Consider the following 15545-nt stretch of genomic DNA (forward strand, 5'->3'; position numbering starts at 1 on the left):
CCCTCTCAGGCCGGCTACCCGTCGTCGCCTTGGTAGGCCATTACCCCACCAACAAGCTGATAGGCCGCGGGCCCATCCCACACCGCAAAAGCTTTCCACCACACACCATGAAGCGCGTGGTCCTATCCGGTATTAGACCCAGTTTCCCAGGCTTATCCCAAAGTGCAGGGCAGATCACCCACGTGTTACTCACCCGTTCGCCACTCGAGTACCCCGAAGGGCCTTTCCGTTCGACTTGCATGTGTTAAGCACGCCGCCAGCGTTCGTCCTGAGCCAGGATCAAACTCTCCAAACAAAAACTTCCCATCCAACGACAGGCAGAATTCGAATCAGAAAAATCCGATCACAAACAAAAGACACCAAAAACTGGCATCAAAAAACAAGCCACACCCTAAACGGGAAAAAGAGCGCGGCCAAAACAACAAACAAAAACCACCAAACACACTATTGAGTTCTCAAACAACAGACCTGATTTTTGGTTGACCCCGATTTGGGGCAACCCCGCCAGCCTAATCTCGCTCCGGCTGCCTTGTCAAGTCGCTCTGGTCCGGCTTGTTTCATCCGCTCCGCGGCGACTTCAAAAGATTAGCCTTAGCGCCGTCGCGACGTCAAATCGCCTGGTCAAAGCCGTTTCCGGCTGCAGACCACGCTGTCGCGATCCGCCTACGCGCCTACTCTTTCGATCTCCGCACCCAGACTCACGAGGTTTTCCACGAACAACGGGTAGCCCCGATCGATGTGAAAAACGTCGTGAACTTCAGTCTCCCCGTCCGCGACCAAGCCCGCAAGGACCAATCCGGCGCCGGCCCGGATGTCCGATGACCACACCGGGGCGCTCGACAGCTGCGGGATTCCGCGCACCACTGCGTGATGACCATCGGTACGCGCGTCGGCGCCGAGCCGGATCATCTCCTCGACGAACCGGAACCTGGCTTCGAACACGTTCTCGGTGATCATCGAGGTGCCGTCGGCGATCGCCGCCAACCCGATCGCCATCGGCTGCAAATCCGTCGGGAAGCCCGGAAACGGCAGCGTCGCCACGTTGACCGCTTTCGGCCGCTCGTACTGGACCACCCGGAATCCGTTGTCGTTCTGCGTCACCGTGGCACCGGCGTCGTGCAGCTTGTGCAGGACCAACTGCAGATGTTGCGGGTCCACCCCCGTCACCGAGATGTCACCTCGGGTCATCGCTGCCGCGATCCCCCAGGTGGCCGCCACGATCCGGTCGCCGATCACCCGATGCTCCGTGGGATACAGCCGGTCGACGCCGGTGATGGTCAGCGTCGAGGTTCCGGCGCCGGTCACCTTGGCGCCCATCTGGTTGAGCATGGCGCAGATGTCGACAATGTCGGGTTCGCGCGCAGCGTTGTGGATCGTCGTGACGCCCTCGGCCAGCACCGCCGCCATCAGGATGTTCTCGGTCGCCCCCACCGAGGGGAACTCGAGCTGAATCTCCGCGCCCCGCAGATGATCGGCCTCGGCCACCACACAGCCGTGCTCGATATTGCAGGTCGCGCCCAATTGCCGCAGCCCAGCCTGGTGCATGTCCAGCGGCCGCGATCCGATCGCGTCACCGCCGGGAAGGGCAACTCTGGCCTTCTTGCACCGGCCGACCAGTGGGCCCAGCACACACACCGATGCGCGGAACTGGCGAACCGCGGCGAAATCGGCGTCGTATTTGGGCTCGTCCGGAGATGTGATCCGCACGGTGTCGCCGTCGAGCTCCACCGTGGCGCCCAACCCCCGCAACACCTCTGCCATCAGGGGCACGTCGAGGATGTCGGGACAGTTGGTGATCGTGCTCGTTCCCTCGGCCAGCAATGAGGCAGCCATCAGTTTCAGCACACTGTTCTTCGCGCCACCGACAGCAACTTCACCTGATAACCGATTGCCGCCGGTCACCAAGAATCGCTCGCTCACGCCGGTTAGTGTAAACAGCCCGCCGTCGAGTTTCCGACTGCTCGCACAGATCCGGTGAGCCCAAGCCGGATGCCTTCAAGCCCGGTACGGTTCAGATATGGCAGTGCATCTCACGCGTATTTACACCCGCACCGGCGACGACGGCACGACCGGGCTCAGTGACTTCAGCCGGGTGTCGAAGAACGACTCGAGGTTGACGGCCTACGCCGACTGTGATGAAGCCAACGCCGCCATCGGCGTCGCGGTGGCCCTCGGCGAACCGAGCCAGCAAATTATGGCGGTATTGCGCCAGATTCAGAACGACCTGTTCGATGCCGGCGCCGACCTGTCCACGCCGGTGGTCGAAAACCCGGAGTACCCGCCGCTGCGGATCTCCCAGGCGTACATCGACCGGCTTGAGAAGTGGTGCGACGAGTTCAACGAAGCGCTGCCGGCGCTGAACTCGTTCATCTTGCCCGGCGGCACTGCACTGTCCGCGCTTTTGCATGTCGCCCGGACCGTGGCGCGGCGGGCCGAACGAGCAGCCTGGATTGCTGTGCAGGAACATGGCGACTCGGTGAGCGTCCTGCCGGCCAAGTACCTCAACCGGCTCTCGGATCTGTTGTTCATCTTGTCGCGGGTCGCGAACCCGGACGGCGACGTGCTCTGGCAGCCCGGTAAGGATCAGTAAGTCCGGCGGCGCGCCCGCGGTGACGGCCGCGATTCCAGCCACGAGGTGAACGCGGTCAGGGCACCGCGGTCCAGGGCGATCTCATAACCCTGCCGGCGTTCGGGACTCGTGTCGCGCAGTTCGAGGATCACGATCTGATCGGACATGATGTCGAACTCGTCGCCACGCGGGGCACGGCGCGAGACCACTTCCAGCCCGCGCCGGCTCAGTCGTCGGTCCGGCCACCACCGAAAGCTGGACAGCCGGTAGAAGCCGGCCTCGCCGCCGCGGTAGCGCATCACGCCGTGACGCCAGCCGTGGCCGCCCACCGCGGGAAAGTCGCGCAGGATGGCCGCCGTTCCGCCGACCTGCCGTAGCTTCCACAGCCGGTAGCTCAGCGCTCCGACCATCAGTAGCAAAACGCAGATGAGCGCGACCATGCCGATCATGGGCGCGCTCATCTGTCGTCTCTAGTCGTCAGTCGATCTGGCCGAGAGCACGCAGGCGTGCCCGACCCCATGCCGCTGTCTGCTCGTCGTCGGACTCGGCGTCACGCTTGGCCGAGTCGGCATCGATCTCGGATTCGAACTGAGCGTTCTCCACCAGAATCCGGACCGTCTCCTCCGTCACGGAGAGGAAACCGCCGTCGACGGCGATACGCAGATCGTCCTCGCCCTCACGCTCGACTCGAACCATCGCGTCGTCGACGAGCTGCGCCACCAACGGAATGTGGCGCGGCAGGATGCCGATCTCACCGGCGGTGGTCCGGGTGAAGACGAACGTAGCGGTGCCGGACCAGAGCTCACGCTCGACGGCAACGATCTCGACGTTCAAATCAGCCATGTCACACCACCTCTCGCAGTCGCACGTCTACCGAGTTCATCACAGCTTCGCGCCGAGGCTTTCGGCCTTCTTCGCCAGGTCGTCCAGACCACCGATGAGGAAGAACGCCTGCTCGGGCAGGTGATCGAACTCGCCCTTGGCCAGCTTGTCGAAGGCCTCGATGGTCTCCTTGAGCGGCACGGTCGAACCAGGCTGACCGGTGAACTGCTCGGCCGCCATCATGTTCTGGCTCAGGAAACGCTCGATCTTGCGGGCGCGGTACACCAGCACCTTGTCCTCTTCCGACAGCTCGTCGATACCGAGGATGGCGATGATGTCCTGAAGGTCCTTGTAGCGCTGCAGGATTCGGATGACTTCCTGGGCGACGCGGTAGTGCTCGTCGCCGACGATGCTCGGGTGCAGGATCGTCGAGGACGACGCCAGCGGGTCCACCGCCGGGAAGATGCCCTTGGAGAACACCGCACGCGAAAGCTCGGTGGTGGCGTCCAGGTGGGCGAACGTGGTGGCCGGCGCCGGGTCGGTGTAGTCATCGGCGGGCACGTACACGGCCTGCATCGAGGTGATGGAGCGGCCACGCGTCGAGGTGATGCGCTCCTGCAGCTCACCCATCTCGTCGGCCAGCGTCGGCTGGTAACCCACGGCCGAAGGCATACGACCCAGCAGGGTCGACACCTCGGAACCGGCCTGGGTGAACCGGAAGATGTTGTCGATGAACAGCAGCACGTCCTGGTTCGCCTCGTCGCGGAACCACTCGGCCATGGTCAGCGCCGACAGGGCCACACGCATACGAGTGCCTGGCGGCTCGTCCATCTGGCCGAACACCAGCGCGGTGTCCTTGAGCACGTTGGCGTCGGCGAGCTCGACCCACAGGTCGTTGCCCTCGCGGGTGCGCTCACCCACGCCGGCGAACACCGAGGTACCACCGAAGTTACGGGCGATACGGTTGATCATCTCCTGGATCAGAACCGTCTTACCCACACCGGCGCCACCGAACAGGGCGATCTTGCCACCACGCACGTACGGGGTGAGCAGGTCGACGACCTTCAGACCGGTCTCCAGCATCTCGGTGCGGGGCTCCAGGTCGGCGAAGGCCGGCGGCTTGCGGTGAATCGACCAGTGCTCGAAGTCCTTGCCGTAGCCGGGCTCGTCCAGGCAGTCGCCGAGGGCGTTGAACACGTGGCCCTTGACGTCGTGGCCGACGGGCACCGAGATCGAGGCACCGGTGTCGCTGACGTCGGCGCCACGCACCAGGCCGTCGGTGGGCTGCATCGAGATGCAACGCACCAGGTTGTCGCCGAGGTGCTGGGCGACCTCAAGCGTCAGGGTCTTGGCCAGCGCGCCGTAGCTGATGTCGGCGTGCAGGGCGTTGAACAGTTCGGGCACCGAGCCGCGCGGGAACTCCACGTCCACCACCGGGCCGGTGATGCGGACTACGCGGCCCGCCGTCTTTTCTGCAGTAGCAGTCATTCTCTCTTCGCTTTCCTACGAGGCTTTCGTCTTTGTCCGGCTATCGCGCATCGGCCAGCGCGTTGGCGCCGCCCACGATCTCGCTGATTTCCTGAGTGATCTGTGCCTGACGTTCGCGGTTGGCCGCGAGCGTGAGGCCCTTGATCAGTTCGTCGGCGTTGTCGGTGGCCGACTTCATGGCGCGCCGGCGCGATGCCGACTCCGAGGCCGCGGCCTCCAGCAGCGCGGCGTACACCCGCGTCGCGATGTAGCGCGGCAACAGCGCGTCGAACAGGGTCTCGGCGCTCGGCTCGAACGAGTACAGCGTGTGCGGACCGGTCTCCACCTCGCCGACGTACTCGACGACCATCGGCGCGATACGTAGCGCATTGGCGGTCTGCGACAGCATGGACCGGAACTCGGTGGACACGATGTGCAGTTCGTCGACGCCCAAGATGCCGTCGGCGCCCGCGTCGTCGCCCTCGTCGTCAGCACCGGACATGAACGCCGTCACCAAGGTGTCGGCGATCGCCTTGGCGTCCTCGTAGGTGGGCCGCTCGGAGAAGCCGGTCCACGACTCGGTCACCGTCCGCTGCCGGAAGCTGTAGTAGCCCAGCGCTTTCCGGCCGACGACGTAGAGCACCGGGTTCTTGCCCTCTTCTCGCAGCAGCGAGAACAGTTCTTCGGCCCGGCGCAGCACGTTGGCGTTGTAACCGCCGCAGAGACCGCGGTCCGAGGACACCACCAGCACACCGGCCCGCTTGGGGTTCGCCCGCTCCACGAGCAGCGGGTGATCCAGCGCGCTCGCACCGGCGAGCTCGGTGAGCATGTTGGTGATTTCGGTGGCGTAGGGCCGAGCCGCGTCGACTCGGGCCTGTGCCTTGGCGATCCGCGACGTGGCGATCAGCTCCTGCGCCTTCGTGATCTTCTTGATCGACGAAGCCGAGCGGATACGCCCGCGTAGCTCGCGAAGTGTGGCTGCCATTGGTTACCTAGGCCTTCTTGGGAGCCGGCTTGCGGACCTTGACCGATTCCTTCTCAAGGTCCTCGGGGTCCAGGGCCTCGGCTTCGGCGTCCTTGGCGACAACGGAGCTGCCGTCGGAGGCCGCGAAGCCCTTCTTGAACTCGTTGATGACCGAGACCAGCTTCTCCTCGTTCTCTTCGGAGAGCTTCTTGGACTCCTTGATGCCCTTGAGGATGTCGCCGTGGCTGGCCTTCACATGCTCCAGCAGCTCGTCGGTGAAGCGCGAGACGTCCTCGGCGGGGACCGAATCCAGGTGGCCCTGGGTGCCGAGGAAGATCGAGACAACCTGGTCCTCGACGGCCAGCGGGCTGTACTGCGCCTGCTTGAGCAGCTCGACCAGACGCACACCGCGGTCCAGCTGGGCCTTGGAGGCGGCGTCCAGGTCCGAGGCGAAGGCCGCGAAGGCTTCGAGCTCGCGGTACTGCGACAGATCCAGACGCAGCGAGCCCGCGACCTCTTTCATCGCCTTGATCTGAGCGGCGCCACCGACGCGGGACACCGACACACCGACGTTGACGGCCGGGCGGACACCCTGGTTGAACAGGTCGGACTCCAGGAAGCACTGACCGTCGGTGATCGAGATGACGTTGGTCGGGATGTAGGCCGAGATGTCGTTGGCCTTGGTCTCGATGATCGGCAGGCCGGTCATCGAGCCGCCGCCGAGCTCGTCGGAGAGCTTCGCGCAACGCTCCAGCAGACGCGAGTGCAGGTAGAACACGTCACCCGGGTACGCCTCACGGCCCGGCGGGCGGCGCAGCAGCAGCGAGATGGCGCGGTAGGCCTCGGCCTGCTTGGTCAGGTCGTCGAAGACGATCAGGACGTGCTTGCCGTTGTACATCCAGTGCTGGCCGATGGCCGAACCGGTGTAGGGGGCCAGCCACTTGAAGCCGGCGGCGTCCGAGGCGGGGGCCGCGACGATGGTGGTGTACTCCATGGCGCCGCCCTCTTCCAGCGCACGCTTCACGCTGGCGATGGTGGAACCCTTCTGGCCGACGGCGACGTACACGCAGCGCACCTGCTGCTTCGGGTCGCCGGTCTCCCAGGCCTCACGCTGGTTGAGGATGGTGTCGACGCAGACGGCGGTCTTACCGGTCTTGCGGTCACCGATGATCAGCTGACGCTGGCCGCGGCCGATCGGGGTCATGGCGTCGATGGCCTTGATACCGGTCTGCAGCGGCTCGGAGACGCTCTGGCGCTGCACCACCGAGGGGGCCTGCAGCTCAAGGGCACGACGCTCTTCGGCCTCGATGTCGCCCTGGCCGTCGATCGGCTGACCGAGCGGGTTGACGACGCGGCCGAGGAACGCGTCACCGACCGGCACCGAGAGCACCTCGCCGGTGCGCTTGACCTGCTGGCCCTCTTCGATCTTCTCGAACTCACCCAGAATCACGGCGCCGACGCTGTGCTCGTCGAGGTTCAGCGCCACGCCCAGCACACCGCCCGGGAACTCGAGGAGCTCCTGGGTCATGACCGAGGGCAGGCCCTCGACGTGAGCGATGCCGTCACCGGCGTCGACGACGGTGCCGATCTCTTCGCGCTCGGTGTCGGCGGAAAACGAGGATACGTAATCCTCGATGGCACCTTCGATATCAGCAGCCGAGATTGTCAACTCTGCCATGGTTTTTCGTCTTCCTACCTAGATCTTTGGGGTGGTCCTGGGGTATCGGGGGTTATCAGTCCGGGAGCTGGGTCGCGGCGGCGGCCAGTCGGGACGAGATGGAGCCGTCGATCACCTCGTCACCGACGGTGATCGACAGACCACCGAGCAGTTCCGGGTCGACGTGCAGCTGGACCGACACCGGGTGGCCGTAGATGCGGGTCAGCACCTGCGACAACCGGGTCCGCTGGGCATCGTTGAGGTCGGCCGCGGCGGTCACGTGGGCGACCACCTCTCCGCGGCGGGCCACTGCGAGCTCGGCGAGGTCGATGACGGCTTCGTCGGCGCGCTCACCGCGCAGCAGCCCCACCGTCTGGGCCAGCAGCGCCGCTGCCGTCCCGTTCACGCCGGCGCTGCCGCTGATCACCTTGTCCAGCAAAGCGATACGGCCGTCGGCCGGGTTCGTGTAGTCACTCAGCAGAGCCGAGAGTTTGGGTTCGGCGTCGAGCAGGCGGCCGAACCGGAACAGCTGGTCCTCCACCTCGTCGACCTCACCGGCGGTCTCGGCGCGCTTGAGCAGCGCCAGACGTGCGGTGTGTTCGATGGCGTCGACCAGGTTCGACTCGACAGACCAGCGCTGCGAGACGGCCGTCCGCAGCAGGTCCAGTGCGGTGTTGCCGACCTTGCCGGACAGCACGCGCTCGAGCAGCCGCACCTTGCCGGCGGCGTCGTCGGTCGGCTCGGCCAGATGCTTGGCCAGCGCCGTTTCCGCGAGCAGCACCTTGGCCACCGACGACAGCTCGTCGGCGAGCTTGGTCAGCGCATCGGCATCCAGACCGCCGGCCACCGAATCGAACTTGTCGACGACGATCGCCAGCGACTCACGGCTGGCCGCGCGAAGCGTGGCCGTCGCGGCGGTGTCGATGACGAAGGGCGACGGCGCCATCTGGTCGAGCTCGTCCAGGAACCGGTCGACGGTGGCCGCCTGCGCGGCCGGGTCGGCGACGTGCGCCCGAACCAGAGCGTCGGCCTTGGCCACCGACTCCGATCCCAGACCTGTCCGCAGCTGGCGGATGAGCTGCTGGCGCATCAGCTGAATCTGCTGTGTGCCCTGCGCCTTGATCCGCTCGGCCTCGGTGCCGGCCTGCTCGGCCAGCTGAGCGGCGATCCGCTCAGAGTCCTGCGAGGCTTCATCCGTCACCTTGGCCGATTCGGCCTTGGCGTCGGCCAGTGCCTTGGCATGCATCTCATCGGCATCGGCGAGCTTCTTCGCCGCGTCGGCGCTCTCGGCGAGCGCGACCCGCACGGCTTCCTGTTGCTTCTGCATCAGGCTCCGCACCGGCGGCACCACCCACTTGATGATGATGAATGCGATGACGGCAAAGCCGATCAGCTGCCCGATAAATATCGACATCTACTGCGTCCCACCTGATTTCACGTCGACGCCCAAAATTCGGCTGGCCAGGGTCTGCGAGAGCCCGTCGACGGACGACTCCAGCCCGGACCGCACCTCGGCACTCTGGGCAGCGAGCTGCTCGTCGGCCCGGCGCACATTCTCGGCCACTTCGGAGTTGGCCTCGGCACGCTTGGCGTCGACCACCTCGCGACCGGCGGCCCGCGCCTGGTCACGGATTGCCGATGCCTCGGTACGCGCCCCGGCCATCGCCTCGTCGTAGTCGGCCTGCGCCGCGGCCACCTGCTCGGCTGACTTCCGATTGTCGGCGGCGGTCTTGGCCAGCATCGCTTCCCGCTCTGCCAGCACCTTGCCCACCGGAGGCACAACCCATTTCGCGATCACGCCGAGCACGATCAGGAAGATGATCAGCACGGCGAAGAAGGTGCCGTTGGGGACCAGGAAGTTGCTCTGGCCCCCACCGCCTTCCTCCGCGGCGAGGAGTGTCAATTCACCCATGCTGATGGACTACTGCAGGCCCGGGGTGGCGAAGACGAACAGCGCCATGAAGGCCAGGTTGATGAAGTACGCGGCCTCCACCAGACCGACGGTGATGAAGAACGGGGTGAACAGGCGGCCCTGGGCCTCGGGCTGCCGGGCGATGCCGGAGATCAGCGCGTTACCCGCGATACCGTCACCGATACCGGCGCCGATGGCGCCGCCACCCATGATCAGACCGCCACCGATCAGCGCGCCGGCGGTGATGAGGGCGTTGGGGTCGAGTTCCATTCCTTTTATCCTCCTTGATAACTGGTGGCTGTGCCGCCAGAGGTTCGTGTCGTGCAGTTACAGATGTCAGATATTCGGATCAGTGCGCTTAATGGTCTTCGTGGTCCAACTCCATCGACTGGCTGAAGTACAGGATCGTCAGCAGCGAGAAGATGAAGGCCTGGATCAGGCCGACGAACAGGTCGAAGGTCTTCCAGATCGCATTGGGTGCCCACTGGATGTACCAGGGGAACATCGCGATCAGCGCGACCAGGATGCCGCCGGCGAAGATGTTGCCGAAAAGACGGAGGGCCAGCGAGATCGGCTTGGCGAGTTCCTCGACGATGTTGATCGGCGCCAGCAGGGCGACGTGCCCCTTGACCACCTTGACCGGGTGGCCGATGATGCCGCGCCGCCAGATGCCGGCCGCGTGGTAGCAGACGAACACGAACAGGGCGAGCGCCAACACGAAGTTGATGTCGGAGGCCGGCGGCTTGTACCACTCGGCCGCGGCGCCGTCCGGTCCGCCGTATTGCAGCGGCAGCACCGCCAGCCAGTTGGAGATCAGGATGAAGACGAAGATCGTCACCGCCAGCGGCAGCACGAACGGCGCCACCTTCATTCCGATCGCGCTCTCGATCTGCCCGCGCATCTGGATGGTGAGGGCCTCCCAGAACAGCTGCACACCGCCGGGCACGCCGGTCGAGGTGACCTTGGCCCGCAGCACGAACGCCAGGGCGATCACGATCACCGCGGTGATCGCGGTGGCCAGGATGGTGTCGCCGTTGAACGTCATCCCGAACAGCTCGAACACCATGGTGTGGTGGCCGACGTGGATGGCGGCGCCACCCTCTTCGGCGGCGAGCACGGTCGTCGTCTGAGTCATTTAGGTCAGCTCAACCCTTCGATTCCGTATCCAAGACATCCAGGCCGTTCGCGCGGATCTTGCGCAGCACGGGAACGCTGGTGCTCATCACCAGCAGTGCCTGGAAAATCGCCAGCCCGAACAGCACCGCGATGCCGCCGGAGGTTTTGAAGACAAACGCGATGCCGAGGGCGATCGCGGTGATGATAAGCAGACGGGTCGCCGAATTGACGGCCATCTTCTTCTTGAGCGGATGGTCCTCGGCCGTGATCGACTCGACCGCCCGACGCACCAGCAGGGCGTTGATCAAGCCGAGACCGAGACCGACGCCGAAGAAGGCCCCGAAGAAGATGTGCCCGGTGAAGCCGGCGGCCAACATGGCCAGCGCAGTGAGTGCGACGCAAACGATGAGCAGGCGTAGCGGCCGAAACGCCACTGACGGAAACACCAACGGCGCGTTCTGCGCTGGTGTTGTCACCGCTTCACCCCAATCCCGCTGTCACGGAAAGCCATCCCCTCGGACATGCCATGGACGGCCACCACCGTCTGGCAAAATCCTGTGTGTGCCCGCCGAGAATATCGGAGGGCAACGGGCGGGCTGGACTCACCCACGGGGTAGCTCCCTTTGTCGGTCGTTGATCGGCACCTGACGGTTCGTCGAACCGATGGGCCGGGCCGGCAACCCGCGAGGTTTTTCGGGTTCTGCCAGAAGGGTAACACATGGTAGACACCCCTAAACCGGGCCTACTACTTTTTGTCGTACTCGGCTTCGTGCTGGTCATCGGACCCTTCGCCACCGCGTTGTAACAGCGGTATCAGAGTCACCACGATCGCGACCAGAATGGCCGCCGCGACCACCGCTCCGGTGTAGCGGGGATCGAAGAAAATCGTCGCCGCCGCGCCGAAGGCGATGATGCCGACCCACAGGTAGATCAGCAGGACCGCGCGCCGGTGCGAATGACCGATCTGCAACAACCGATGGTGCAGATGCATCTTGTCGGGGCTGAGCGGGCTGCGGCCCGCCCGGGTGCGCCGCACGATCGCCAGCAACGTGTCCAGCGCGGGCACCAGCATCACGGCGATCACCAACAAGAACGGCGAGAGCAGTGCGAACACGTCGCGCGCACCGTAGGCATTCTGGGAAATTGGGCCGGCAGCCGTCGTCGACGCCGCGCCCAGCATCAGGCCGATCAGCATCGAGCCCGAATCGCCCATGAAGATCTTGGCCCGGTGGAAGTTGTGCGGCAGGAAGCCCAGGCACGCCCCGGCCAGCACCACCGAGATCACCGCCGGCGGATAGAACAGCACGTCACCGCCGTGATCGCGCAACAGCCCGACCGAGAACACACAGATCGCCAGCGCGGTGATGAGCCCGAGGCCGGCGGCCAGGCCGTCCAGACCGTCGACGAAGTTCATCGCGTTGACGATCGACACCGTGAGCGCGAGCGTCAGCAGGATCGAGGAGACCTGGTCGAGCACGATGGTGCCCACTCCCCCGATCGGGATGTAGAGCACGCTCCAGGCCACCCCCATGGTGACCAGCACGCTGGCCGCGGTGATCTGCCCCGCGAACTTCGTCAGGGCGTCGAGACCCCAGCGGTCGTCGATCAGGCCGATGGCCATGATCAATCCGCCGGCCACCACCACCGCGGGCATACCGGTGGAATAGACGAAACCCCGGGTGAGCGCCGGGAGTTGAGAAGCCAGCAGGACGGCGGCGGCCACCCCGATGTACATCGCGAGCCCACCCATCCGCGGAATGGGATGCACGTGGACATCACGTTCGCGGGGGTAGGCGACCGCACCGAGACGGATGGCCAACACGCGGACCCAGCCGGTGGCGAAGTAGGTGATGATGGCCGCGGTCAGCCCGACCAGCGCCAGCTCCCGCAAGGGCACACCGGCGCCGCGGTCCGACAGCGCCAGAAGGCCGGTGTTGACCGCGGGAATCACTGCGTCGCCGGCCGTCATCACCGATGCACCGTACTGCAGCAAGCTGAGTTCACTCCGTAGGCGTGGTCAGGCTGGCGGCTTCCACGCCAACGACCCTGGCGATGTCGGCCGCACTGATCGGCCCCTCCCGCAGGATGCGCGGGTGGGCGCCGGTGAGGTCGACGATCGTGGATGCGGCCTGTTGTTCGGCAGGGCCGCCGTCGAGGTAGACCTCGACCTTGTCGCCGAGTTGTTCGTGGGCCTGCGCCGCGGTGACCGCGGCGGGCTGGCCTGAGACGTTGGCGCTGGACTGCGCCATGGGACCGACCTCGCGCAGCAGCTCGATGGCCACCGGGTGCAGCGGCATCCGGAGCATGACGCTGCCGTTGGCGTCCCCGAGGTCCCACTGCAGCGACGGCGCCTGCGTGACCACGAGGCTCAGTGCGCCCGGCCAGAACGCGCGGATCAATTCACGGGCGGCCGGCGGCACCGAATACACGAGCCCGTCGATGGTGCTCCACGAGCCGACGAACACGCCGACGGGCATGTTGCGGCCACGCCCCTTGGCGGCGAGCAGACTGCCGACCGCGTCACGATCGAAGGCGTCGGCCCCGATTCCGTAGACCGTGTCGGTGGGCATCACCACCAGCCGCCCGCCTTTGACCGCGCTGGCCGCCGAGGCGATGCCGGTCGCACGCTGATCGACATCGGTGCAATCGAAGATGGTCATGTCGGCTCCCCGGTCGGTGCGCGCATCAACTCAGCTTCTCCCAATCCGGGTCGCGGTGACAAAGCGGGGTCGTCCGGCCAGGTCCCGGCGCGCGGTCACGGCGGTGAAATGCCCGTCGTCGACGAAGGCATCGACGGTCAGCTGCGAGGTGGTGTCGTCGTGTTCGACGGCGCACGCCGCGCCGGCACGCAGCCACCGGGCTCCCAGCGCGACGATCGGCCGGATCACCGACATCCCGTCCGGCCCGCCGAACAGCGCACGGGCCGGATCGTGGTCGGCCACCTCCGGTTCCAGCACTGCACCCTCGGGGATGTACGGCGGATTGGACACCAGCAGGTCCACCCGGTCGTCGAGTTCGGGCGCCAGACCGGGCGTGGTGACGTCGGCGGCGATCACCTCGACGCGCGTACCGGCGGCATTGCGCCGGGCGAATTCCAGCGCGGCGGGCGAGTCCTCGACGGCCAGCACCCGGGCCTCCGGGTGAGCCGCAGCCAACGCCAATGCCAGCGCACCCGATCCCGTACACAGATCGACGATCACTGGGTTGGGCGGAAGTGGTTGCGCCAGGGCCCATTCCAGCAGTGATTCGGTTTCCGGGCGTGGGATGAACACCCCCGGCCCGACTTCGAGGGTCAGCGGACCGAAGGCCGCGGTACCGAGAAGATGCTGCAGCGGTATCCGGCGGGAGCGGGCGGCGATCAAGTCGTCGTAGTCGGACTGGAACTGTTCACCGGGATCGTCGAGCAGCAGCAAGCGGCCCCGGTCGACGCCGATGACGTGCGCGGCCAGCAGTTCGGCGTCGATCCGCGGGGACGCGACGCCGGCGGCCGCCAACCGTGCCGTTGCGGCGGCGATCGCCTGCCGCAATCGGGTCATGACCTCGCCGGGCCGGCTGATGTCTCCTGCTGAAGCCGGGCCTGCTTGTCGGCGGCACCCAACGCATCCAGCAGCGCATCGAGTTCTCCGTCGAGCACCTGATCGAGGTTGTGCGCCTTGAAGTTGATCCGGTGATCGGCGATCCGGTTCTCCGGGAAGTTGTAGGTCCGGATGCGCTCGCTGCGGTCCACGGTGCGGATTTGGCTGGCCCGGTCGGCCGAGGCGTCGGCCTGGGCCTGCTCTTCAGCCAGTGCCTGCAGCCGGGCGGCCAGCACCTGCATGGCGCGGGCCTTGTTCTGTAACTGCGAACGCTCGTTCTGACAGGTGACGACGATGCCGGTGGGCAGGTGGGTGATACGCACCGCCGAGTCGGTGGTGTTCACGCCCTGACCGCCCTTGCCCGAGGACCGGTAGACGTCGATGCGCAGATCCGATTCGTCGATCTGGACCTGTTCGACCTCGTCGGGCTCCGGGTAGACCAGCACGCCCGCGGCCGAGGTGTGCACCCGGCCCTGCGATTCGGTGACCGGTACTCGCTGCACGCGGTGCACGCCGCCTTCGAACTTGAGCCGCGACCAGACTCCGTCGGCCGAATCGCCCTTGCTGGTGATCGACAACGTGGCGTCCTTGTAGCCGCCGAGGTCGGAGAACGTCTCGTCGAGCACCGTCACCGACCAGCCGTGCCGTTCGGCGTACCGGATGTACATGCGGGCCAGGTCGGAGGCGAACAGCGCCGATTCTTCGCCGCCTTCCCCGGACTTGACCTCCATCACGATGTCGTCGGCATCATGCGGATCACGGGGCGCGAGCTGGTCGGTCAGTTGCGCATCGAGTTCGGCGACCTTGGCCGTCAGCTCGTCCACCTCGGCGGCGAAACTGGCGTCGTCGGCGGCGAGCTCACGGGCTGCCTCCAGGTCACCGCGTGCGGCCTCCAACTTGCGGTAGGTGCCCACGACCGGTGACACCTGGGCGAATCGTCGGCCCACCTTGCGCGCGGCTGCGGCGTCGGCGTGCAGATTCGGGTCGGCGAGTTGGCGCTCGAGGTCAGTGTGCTCGGCCAGCAACGCCTCGATCGCGGGCGCGGTGTCTGTCACGTCAACCTCCTCGACTTGGATGCGGAAACGAGAACAGCGCCCAGATCTGCGCGAATGCGACAGATCGGGCGCTGTTGACGTAGCTACTTGTCGGCGGCAGCCTTGTCGCCGGCCGGCTTGCGCTTGCCGTAGCGCTTCTCGAAGCGCGCCACGCGGCCGCCGCTGTCGAGGATCTTCTGCTTGCCGGTGTAGAACGGGTGGCACTGCGAGCAGACCTCGACCACGATCTGGCCGCTCTGCTTGGTGCTGCGGGTCTGGAAGGTGTTGCCGCAACCACAGTGCACCGTGGTCTCGACATACTCAGGATGAATGCCTGTTTTCATGGGTTCCTCTTCAATCGTTGGCCCGGGTCGCCCGAAATTCCGATGGACGTGAACCGGGACCGAGGGTCGGCGGTCCATTATGCCA

Annotated in this window: 17 protein-coding genes and 1 rRNA gene; 1 reads left to right on the forward strand and 17 read right to left on the reverse strand. The window is 65.9% G+C overall.

Translation table 11 applies throughout. The features are described from left to right. Positions 1-295, reverse strand: a 16S ribosomal RNA gene (locus A5733_RS23885); the annotation flags it as partial. Between the two features lie 368 nt (positions 296-663). Then, positions 664-1920 carry a UDP-N-acetylglucosamine 1-carboxyvinyltransferase gene (murA, locus tag A5733_RS23890; RefSeq protein ID WP_076241902.1) on the reverse strand — a complete coding sequence of 419 codons (1257 nt, stop codon included), beginning with the start codon at positions 1918-1920 and terminating at the stop codon, positions 664-666. Between the two features lie 97 nt (positions 1921-2017). On the opposite strand from murA, the gene A5733_RS23895 reads away from it, so the two are divergent. Next, positions 2018-2590: a cob(I)yrinic acid a,c-diamide adenosyltransferase gene (locus tag A5733_RS23895; protein ID WP_067772426.1), complete on the forward strand. Its 573-nt coding sequence runs from the start codon at positions 2018-2020 to the stop codon at positions 2588-2590. Here A5733_RS23895 and A5733_RS23900 read toward each other — a convergent pair. From A5733_RS23900 to rpmE, 15 genes are all read right to left on the reverse strand, one after another. Then, entirely contained in the window at positions 2584-3030 is a 447-nt protein-coding gene (locus tag A5733_RS23900) for a DUF2550 domain-containing protein (RefSeq protein ID WP_067772422.1), read from the reverse strand. The two genes, A5733_RS23895 and A5733_RS23900, sit on opposite strands and share 7 nt — an antisense overlap. 16 nt (positions 3031-3046) lie before the next feature. Then, complete coding sequence (locus A5733_RS23905) at positions 3047-3412, reverse strand: F0F1 ATP synthase subunit epsilon (RefSeq protein ID WP_003885294.1); 366 nt, start codon at positions 3410-3412, stop codon at positions 3047-3049. 39 nt (positions 3413-3451) lie between these two features. Continuing rightward, positions 3452-4879 carry a F0F1 ATP synthase subunit beta gene (gene atpD, locus A5733_RS23910; protein WP_067772419.1) on the reverse strand — a complete coding sequence of 476 codons (1428 nt, stop codon included), beginning with the start codon at positions 4877-4879 and terminating at the stop codon, positions 3452-3454. 40 nt (positions 4880-4919) lie between these two features. Continuing rightward, a complete protein-coding gene (locus tag A5733_RS23915) occupies positions 4920-5843 on the reverse strand; it encodes a F0F1 ATP synthase subunit gamma (protein ID WP_067772416.1) in 924 nt (307 codons plus the stop codon). Between the two features lie 7 nt (positions 5844-5850). After that, entirely contained in the window at positions 5851-7500 is a 1650-nt protein-coding gene (gene atpA, locus A5733_RS23920; protein ID WP_076241903.1) for a F0F1 ATP synthase subunit alpha, read from the reverse strand. A gap of 55 nt (positions 7501-7555) precedes the next feature. Then, entirely contained in the window at positions 7556-8893 is a 1338-nt protein-coding gene (locus A5733_RS23925; RefSeq protein ID WP_076241904.1) for a F0F1 ATP synthase subunit B/delta, read from the reverse strand. After that, complete coding sequence (locus tag A5733_RS23930; RefSeq protein ID WP_067772402.1) at positions 8894-9391, reverse strand: F0F1 ATP synthase subunit B; 498 nt, start codon at positions 9389-9391, stop codon at positions 8894-8896. Between the two features lie 9 nt (positions 9392-9400). Continuing rightward, positions 9401-9661, reverse strand: coding sequence for a F0F1 ATP synthase subunit C (locus A5733_RS23935; RefSeq protein ID WP_003888102.1), 261 nt, complete (start codon positions 9659-9661; stop codon positions 9401-9403). Positions 9662-9749: 88 nt separating this feature from the next. Then, positions 9750-10526 (reverse strand): F0F1 ATP synthase subunit A, encoded by a 777-nt coding sequence (gene atpB / locus A5733_RS23940; protein ID WP_067772400.1) that lies wholly within the window; start codon positions 10524-10526, stop codon positions 9750-9752. A 10-nt stretch (positions 10527-10536) separates the two neighbouring features. Next, positions 10537-10983 (reverse strand): ATP synthase subunit I, encoded by a 447-nt coding sequence (locus A5733_RS23945; RefSeq protein ID WP_067772397.1) that lies wholly within the window; start codon positions 10981-10983, stop codon positions 10537-10539. Positions 10984-11252: 269 nt separating this feature from the next. After that, positions 11253-12476: a UDP-N-acetylglucosamine--decaprenyl-phosphate N-acetylglucosaminephosphotransferase gene (rfe, locus tag A5733_RS23950; protein ID WP_067772395.1), complete on the reverse strand. Its 1224-nt coding sequence runs from the start codon at positions 12474-12476 to the stop codon at positions 11253-11255. A 31-nt stretch (positions 12477-12507) separates the two neighbouring features. Then, positions 12508-13167, reverse strand: a complete 660-nt coding sequence (locus A5733_RS23955; RefSeq protein ID WP_067772392.1) for an L-threonylcarbamoyladenylate synthase — start codon at positions 13165-13167, stop codon at positions 12508-12510. 30 nt (positions 13168-13197) lie between these two features. Further along, positions 13198-14043 (reverse strand): peptide chain release factor N(5)-glutamine methyltransferase, encoded by an 846-nt coding sequence (prmC, locus tag A5733_RS23960; protein ID WP_076241905.1) that lies wholly within the window; start codon positions 14041-14043, stop codon positions 13198-13200. Next, the gene (gene prfA / locus A5733_RS23965) at positions 14040-15137 is read right to left on the reverse strand and encodes a peptide chain release factor 1 (RefSeq protein ID WP_076241906.1); all 1098 of its coding nucleotides are present in this window, start codon (positions 15135-15137) and stop codon (positions 14040-14042) included. Before prfA ends, prmC begins: the two co-directional genes overlap by 4 nt. An 83-nt stretch (positions 15138-15220) precedes the next feature. Next, positions 15221-15460 carry a 50S ribosomal protein L31 gene (rpmE, locus tag A5733_RS23970; protein ID WP_067772382.1) on the reverse strand — a complete coding sequence of 80 codons (240 nt, stop codon included), beginning with the start codon at positions 15458-15460 and terminating at the stop codon, positions 15221-15223. Positions 15461-15545 lie beyond the last annotated feature (85 nt).

This window comes from Mycobacterium sp. NS-7484 (assembly GCF_001953975.1).
In the GTDB taxonomy this organism is placed as follows: domain Bacteria; phylum Actinomycetota; class Actinomycetes; order Mycobacteriales; family Mycobacteriaceae; genus Mycobacterium.